General features: G+C 49.6%; 1 protein-coding gene. It reads right to left on the reverse strand.

All coding sequences use genetic code 11. From position 1 onward, the window contains the following. Positions 1-79: 79 nt before the first annotated feature. Positions 80-397, reverse strand: coding sequence for a hypothetical protein (locus CLCY_RS05460; protein ID WP_048570123.1), 318 nt, complete (start codon positions 395-397; stop codon positions 80-82). Positions 398-552 lie beyond the last annotated feature (155 nt).

The raw sequence follows: 552 nt of genomic DNA on the forward strand, positions 1-552 counted from the left end.
ATTCACTTTCCACTGGTTTTCACCCACGTTTTTGATCACCTCTATAAACCTAGGAATCTACTTTTTCCCAAGTATACACCTATGCCTGTCTACTTTCCAACACCTTCCGACGCGAGACTTCCTCGGAGTAGCCCCGGCGCATGTAAATATTCTCTTCGATGTTCTCCAGACGGCGGTTAGCTTTCCGGTGCGTTGTTTCTGGTGTCCATCCTTCTTGGATCGCCCGGCGCAGGAAATTCCCTGGCGTTCGGATCGGCTTCCCATACTGACGCATCAAAAGGAGCACTTCGAGTGCCCTTTCAAAAGAAACGGACGCAAGCAGCTCTACCACTTCGTCCGTCGGTTCATTCAGTGTTGCAATTCTATATGCCTGCATAATCGCATCTATCTTGTTCATGTCTCACTGCTCCTGTTTTGGATTCGGCTGGTCACGTTCCAGCACCCACGTTTTACCGATACGTTTGGCAATCACTTTTCCATCTCGGCACAGACGTTTAATATGGTCCTGGCTAAGGTCCCAACGCTCTGCTGCTTCCTCGGTTCCCATTACTC

This window comes from Clostridium cylindrosporum DSM 605 (assembly GCF_001047375.1).
Lineage (GTDB): Bacteria > Bacillota > Clostridia > Clostridiales > Caloramatoraceae > Clostridium_AB > Clostridium_AB cylindrosporum.

Excerpts from the sequence above, each read along its gene's own strand:
- CLCY_RS05460 (WP_048570123.1), bottom strand. The coding sequence starts at position 397 with ATGAACAAGATAGATGCGATTATGCAGGCATATAGAATTGCAACACTG.